Below are 7,192 nucleotides of genomic sequence, written 5' to 3' on the forward strand. Positions count from 1 at the left end.
CTGAAGTTGCCCACCAACGGCCTGTACCAGTTCCGCACCGCCCCCGGTGATACCTACCTCGTCGCCACCGATCCACGCTTCACGCAGTACGGCAGCTTCATTTCCAGCGACTACATGCTCGGTGCGCTGGGGCTCGATCCGCAAAAGACGCAGAAGCGGCTCGGCGATGGCTTCTACGAGGAAAAGCTCGTCCGCGACCAGATCACGCAACTGACGGGCAAGACATTCCTGACCGGCTACACCGACCAGCTGGAGGAATACAAGGCGCTGATGAACAACGGCGTTGCCTACGCCAAAGCGTTCAGTCTGACGCCGGGCGTGGGTCTGACCGACGAACAGATGCGCCAGCTCACCACGGACCTGGTATGGATGGTGTCCCAGGACGTGACGTTGCCCGATGGCACCACGCAATCGGTGCTGGTGCCGAAGGTCTATCTGGCGCCGGGCAATGGCGTGGACATGAACGCCACCGGCGCGCTGGTCGCTGGCAATACCGTGGCGATCCATGCCGCCGGGACCATGCAAAACAGCGGCGCGATCGTTGGCGATATCGCCACGCAGGTGGTGGGCGGCAACATCGTCAACCGAGGCAGCATCGGCGGCACCGGCACGACCGTCTTGCAGGCCACGCAGGATGTGCGCAACCTCGGTGGCCGCATCGGTGGGCAGGACGTGGTGGTGGCGGCTGGCCGCGACATCATCAACGAATCGCAGACGATCACGAATACCACCAAGCTGGCCAATGGCAACAGCGCTAGTGCCACCGGCATTGGCGCGGTGGCATCGATCGCCGGGACGAACAGCGTGGCCTTGCTGGCCGGGCGTGATATCGATATGACCGGTGGTACGGTCAACGCTGGCAGCAACGCGTTGCTTGCTGCAGGACGCGATATCAACTTGCGCACCGTCACAACCGCCACGACGCAGGATGCCACCGCCCATGGCGGGCAGGATCACCTGCGTGATCGAACCAACGTGAATGTCGGCAGTACGGTGCAGGCCGGCGAAAACGTGACAGCGGTCGCCGGCCGCGACATGGTGCTGACAAATGCGAATGTCCAATCTGGCGAAAGTACGACGCTGGTTGCCGGACAGAACGTTGCAATTGTGAACGCCACGGACACCCATACGCATAGCGCAGGGGCTCTTTCGAACCGGAAGCAGTCCAGCTTTGCGCAATCGTCGTATGACGAGACGGTACGAGGCACAACGGTGCAGGCTGGCGGCAGCGTGCGCGTGGGCGCCGGCCAGGCCGACATCGCCGCCGACGTGCTGGCTGCCAACGGCATTACAGCCGAGAAGAGCACTGGAGGAACACTTGGCGTGATCGGCTCGACGCTCTCGGCCGGCACCGCCGCCGCAGGCGGTAACGTGACGCTGGTGGCCAAGGACGATATCGTCATCGCCGAAGCCCGCGAGGTGCACGACGAAAGCCGAGAGCAGCGATCACGAAGCAGTGGGTTCCTGTCGCGAAAGTCCAGCTACGATGCCGTTGCCACGCACGAGGATATCGGGGTCGGCAGTCTTGTCAGCGGCGATACGGTGACCGCCGTGGCGGGCAACGACCTGCTGATTCGTCAAAGCGCGGCCACGGCGACCGACGCCGTCAACCTGACGGCCACCCGTGGCGATGTGCTGATCACCGCCGGGGAGAATACACGCGAATCCACCGAAGCGCATGAACGCTCGGCCTCCGGCGTGTCGTTCTCCGGTGGCAAGGGTGGCATCGGCGTGTCCGCAGGCAGCAGCAACGCGAAGTCGAACTCGCATACATTGGCGGTTACCCAGAGCGATGCACGCTCAACCGTGGGCGCGACCAACGGGAACGTGACGATCGTCGCCGGCAAGGATGCCACCATCGTCGGCAGCGACTTGATCGCTGGGCGTACCGGCGACAACAAGGACGCCGGCAATATTGCGATCCAGGCTGAAAACGTCACCGTCACGACGGGTGTTGACAGCGTGGTGCAGGACAGCAGCCGTAGCAGCCGCTCGACGAACTTCGGGATCCATCTCGTCGGCACGCCGCTCGACACGATTCGCAACCTGCAGGCCAACAATGAGTCGGACAGCACTGTGACGCGCGTCAAGCAGAACCTTGGCGAGATTGGCCATTCCGCTGGCACGGCGCCGCAGGTGGCCATCACCTTCGGCAAGAATTCCAGCAATGCCACGCGCCATGTTGAAAGTGTCACCAACAGCGGCAGCACGCTGACCGGTGCGGGCAACATCACGCTGCGCGCCACCGGCAATGGGCAATCCGACGCCGCCGGAAAGTCAGTCGACGGCGACATCCTGCTGCATGGCTCCGCCGTCAGCGCAGGCGGCAAGGCTGCGCTTGACGCCCAGCGCAATGTCAACATCGAAGCGTCGACCGATACTTATAGCGAATCGACGTCCTCGAATTCCAGCGGATGGAAGATCAGCACCGCAGCGGCGACGCTGGGTGACATTGGCCGCAATCTGAACGGCAGTGCTAATAACAGTGGTGTATCCACCTTGCCGTTCGGTACTCAGAAGAGCAGCGCGGATGGCGATCTGAACGTGCGCCAGCAGAACGCCAGCACGGTGACGGGCGATACTGTCTCCATCGTCAGCCGTACGGGCGACGTGCGCATCGCGGGCAGCGGCGTGGCGGCCGAGAACGATATCGCGATTGCCGCGAAGCAGGGGCGCGTCGATATCCTGTCTGGCCAGGACGCGCGATCGCAACGCAGCGACAGCCACAGTCGCGTGATTGGCGACCTGGGCGGCGACGGCTATACCGGCATGACCGGTATTCGTACGGAATCCCATCATCTGGACGAAAGCGGCACGTCGGAGAACACGATCCGCAGCCAGGTGGTGAGCCAGAACGGCAGCGTGAGCATCTCTGCCAAGGATGACCTGACAGCGCGTGGAGCGGATATTGCCGCGGGCCAGGACGTGACACTGATCGGCAAGAATGTGGTGCTGGACCCCGGGACCGACGACAGCGCCCGCAACCAGGTCGACAAGTCGAGCCAGTATGGCGTGACGCTGGCCCTCTCCGGCTACAGCATCACCGCAGCCAAAGCCGTCGAAGCGGCCGCACGGGCGGTCGAAGATGGCAAGGATGGGAAGGTGGCGGCGCTATACGCGGCGCAGGCCGGGCTGGCTCTGGTAAATGGCGGCGTCATTGGCAAGGAGGTGCTGACCAGCACTGGCCAGCAGACGCCCGAAGTCATCAAGGTGACGGTCAGTGTGGGCGGTGGTAGTCAGCAGAGCGAGTCTCACAGCACGGCCAGCAATCAGCAGGGCACGACCGTGAAGGCGGGCAATGCCGTCATCGTGGTGGCGACAGGTTCCGGCGAGAAGGATGCCGACGGATTCGCGAAGGACGGCGATATCACCGGGCGGGGTGTCCAGATCAGCGGCAAGACCGTCGACCTGGTGGCAGCGCGCGACGTGACACTCGAAAGCGCGCAGGACCGGACCAAGAACGACAGCCGCAGCAGCGGCAACAACTTTGGTGTCGGTGTCGGATTTGCGCTCGGCGGGGCACAGAATGGCTTTACGCTGGAACTGTCGGCCGCCCAGAACAAGGCGAAAGCCAATGGTGAATCCGTCACCAACGAGAATTCGCACGTCAGCGCCACGGACAAGCTCACTGTAACGAGCGGGCGCGATACGAACCTCAAGGGCGCCCAGCTGGTTGCCGAACGCATTGAGGGATCGATCGGACGCGATCTCAACATCGAAAGCCGCCAGGACACCGACGTTTACCACTCGAAGGAATCGTCATCGGGCATGCAGGCCAGCATCTGCGTGCCGCCATTCTGCTACGGCACGACGGTGAATGCATCGGGCACGATGGCGAGCGGCAAGACGGACAGTACCTACGCATCGGTGCGCGAACAAAGTGGTATCTATGCCGGCCAGGGCGGGTTCGATGTCAACGTCAAGGGCAACACGGACCTGAAGGGCGGCATTCTGGCCAGCGCGGCCGATCCGTCGAAGAACAGCCTGACCACCGGCACGCTGACGACGAGCGATATCGAAAACAAGGCTGAGTACAGCAGCAGTTCATCGCAGTACGCGGCGAGCTTCAGTACGGGCAAGAGTGTGCCGGACGGGCAGGATCTGGCTGGCAACACGGTGAAGGAGGGAGCCTATTTTGCAGACAACCTGAATCTGGCAGGCAACCTGGCCAACACCGCCATGGCCAGTGCCGCAGGTAATGCTCAGAAGCCGATCACCGGAAACGCTTCGGGCACCACCAAGAGCGCGATTGCAGCCGGCACCGTCACCATTACGGACGCCGAGGGCCAGCAGGCCAGGACCGGAAAGTCGGTGGAAGACACGCTGGCCAGCCTGAACCGCGATACGGAGAACGCAAACCAGAGCATCGACAAGATCTTCGATGCGCAGAAGGTGAAGGACGAGCAGGCGCTCGGGCAACTGACCGGCCAGACGATCCAGCAGGCGGCTCCGATCATCTACAACCAGGTGGGCAATGCGCTGAAGGACCAGCCGGAATATGTGAAGGTAGCTGTACACGGACTCGTTGGCGGGTTGGTCAGCAAGGCCCTGGGCGGAGACTTCGGAACGGGCGCGGCCGGGGTGGCCGCAGCGACGGCGGCGGTTGCGATGCTGGACGAGAACCTCGGTAGTCTCGGAGTAGATCCCGCAACGAAGGACAAGCTGTTGCAGTTGGTGGGCACCGCAGTGGCCGGTGCGATTGGAGGTAATGCGGCGGCGGGTACGGCTGGGATGTCGGACGCATATAACCGGCAGTTGCATCCGGATGAGCGGAAGTGGGCGAAGGATAATGCTCAGAAATTTGCTGAATATTACAAAGATAAGACGGGCGACGCCATTTCCGTCGCTGATGCGGAAAACCTGCTCCTCGCCGGTGGATACCGACTCGTTGACTCTGCCGCCAAGAACGCCCCAGGCGCGGATTCGGTTGCCACAGAGTATATTTCCCGCAATAGTGGGGCGCTGTTCAGTGCCGCTGATGCGGAGCGAAGGGATTATGGAAAGTACGGGAATGTCAACGGAGCACCTACTCCAGAGCAAAGGGCTCTGAATACTTCGCATACTCCGAATACACAGTCGCTGTCATGGGCGGTTGGCGCTGGGCTCTACTACGGTATCGGAGGAGAGCTCGAATTAGGATTCTCCGGACTTGCACCGACGGACGGCAAGCTCGCACTCGGCGTGGGGCTTGGAGGACACGGTTGGGTGAAGGGAGCTTCTAGTGCGCTGAAAGCCGATTTCGCATCCTCTGGCCGAGATGCTGCACCTGGCGACTATAGAATTGGATCCTCAATGGGATTATCTGCCCAAATTGGATCAGGCGTTATTGAGGGTTCAATCGCAGGTGGCGGGTGGTCTAATGTCGCAGGAAAACAGCCGGCTGTGGGTGGATACTTGCAGCCGAAGGCTGGAATTGGATTTACTCCATCGTATGGATTCGGTCTGGAAGGTAAGGCTAACGTCTTCGAGTTTTTCTATAAGAGAAGATAAAGTGATAAATAAACAGAAGCTTGAAAAATTTCATCGAGCTAGATGGATATTGATTATCGCCACGGCTGTCTTTTTTGTAATTTATATTTTAGGGGTCATATTTATAGACAATCCGATTTGGAGCGCCATCATGATGGTGATCTATATTCCATGGTTGTTTTACTGGGTTTTCAAAAAATATCGTTGTCCGAGATGTGGGGCAATTCCGCTATTACAGCCTTTCAAGGCTATCGATCTTGCTCCTAGGGTCTGCTCACATTGCGGGTTTAATTTCGAGCAGAAAATAAAATGTGAGAAAACTAGGAAAGAATGAATCTAGGTGTGGGCGCGACCGTGCATCGATATAGGCCGAGTGGTTTCAGCAAGCGCAACAAAGGCGGCCCCGGCACGGTAGTGGTGGGCGCCGATACCGGCGGGTCGCAAGTTCTAAGGCTTCAGATTTCCCACGTGCTCGGCATTGGCGGCGGTGCGTGGACGGGTCCGAAGGCCATCACCGTCAATGCCGAGTTGCTCGAGGATGGCAAGGTCGTCCGGAATACAAAGGTAAATCGCTGGTCGGTCTATCGGCGGATTCTGGGGCGCATTCAAGGGCACTTGCTCGATCCTGGATCTCAGCGCCACCGTAATTGCCAAGGATATGGCCCGGTGGGTGCGTGACCCGTCCTATGTCGTGAAGGACGAGGGCCCGCCGAAGGATGCGTCGTCGGCAGAGGCGGTCGCCGCCGACCCGGCGACCGCACCACTGCATGCCCCCGCAACTGAGCTGGCAGCCGAGCCGGCAGCCGAGCCCGCGACCGCGCCGGTCGAGTAACACCAATCCAGATTATTTCCCAATGCTTTGACGGGTGCGAAAGCCCCGTCTGGCCCTTGTTACGCCGATGTCTTTCAAACTGCTGCACATTGTTGCTGTCGCGTCACTCACGGCTGGCCTTTCGGGGCTGCCGTCGTCCGTGATGGCACAGGTCCCGCCACCTTCCGGCCAGGCTGCCGCCCTGACCAACGCCGAACAAGACCAACGCACGCGCCAGCAGCGGGAGGCACGGGAACGGGCTGCTGTCGTGGGCGCGCCAGCCGTGCGGGCTGAAGCCGCCGCCCGTGCCGAGTTTCCAGCGTTGCCCAAGGACGACCCATGCTTCCATATCGGACACTTCGTTCTGGAAGTCCCCAAGGACCTCCCGGCCGACCTGCAAACCGCTGGCGCCTCGGCCTTGCCGATGGACCCGTTTGCCTTTGCGCAACAGTGGCTCGAGCACTATCAAGGCGAATGTGTTGGCAAGCAGGGTGTGGAAACGCTGGTCAAGGGGCTTTCGCAAACGATCCTGTCTAAGGGCTATGTCACCACGCGTGTGCTGGTGCCAGAGCAGGATTTGTCCTCGGGCACGCTAAAGCTCGCGCTCATTCCGGGCGTGATCGGTGACATCCGCTTCAGCGACCCAGACCTATGGGGCACCTGGAAATCGGCTTTCCCCACCGCCCCCGGCGAACTGTTGAATCTGCGTGATCTGGAGCAGGGCCTGGAGCAGATGAAGCGCGTCGCCAGCCAGGATGTCGATATGCAAATTGTGCCGACTTCCACGCCCGGGCGTAGCGATGTCGTGATCGCCGTCAAACGCGGCAAGCCGTGGACGCTGGTAGCCTCCGTCGACAATTCGGGCTCGCGTTCCACCGGCAAGTGGCAAGGCAATGTGAGCGTTGGCATCGA

3 protein-coding genes are annotated in these 7,192 nt (G+C 61.1%); all 3 read left to right on the plus strand.

Going from position 1 to position 7,192, the window contains the following annotated elements; all coding sequences use genetic code 11:
* Positions 1–6 precede the first annotated feature (6 nt).
* A complete protein-coding gene (locus BLQ58_RS28525; protein ID WP_254776255.1) occupies positions 7–5,490 on the plus strand; it encodes a hemagglutinin repeat-containing protein in 5,484 nt (1,827 codons plus the stop codon).
* 309 nt (positions 5,491–5,799) lie between these two features.
* The gene (locus BLQ58_RS28530; protein WP_175460040.1) at positions 5,800–6,147 is read left to right on the plus strand and encodes a hypothetical protein; all 348 of its coding nucleotides are present in this window, start codon (positions 5,800–5,802) and stop codon (positions 6,145–6,147) included.
* Between the two features lie 221 nt (positions 6,148–6,368).
* The coding region (locus tag BLQ58_RS28535) for a POTRA domain-containing protein (RefSeq protein WP_175460041.1) at positions 6,369–7,192 on the plus strand (824 nt) is incomplete at its 3' end.

Source organism: Ralstonia sp. 25mfcol4.1 (genome assembly GCF_900104095.1).
In the GTDB taxonomy this organism is placed as follows: Bacteria; Pseudomonadota; Gammaproteobacteria; order Burkholderiales; family Burkholderiaceae; genus Cupriavidus.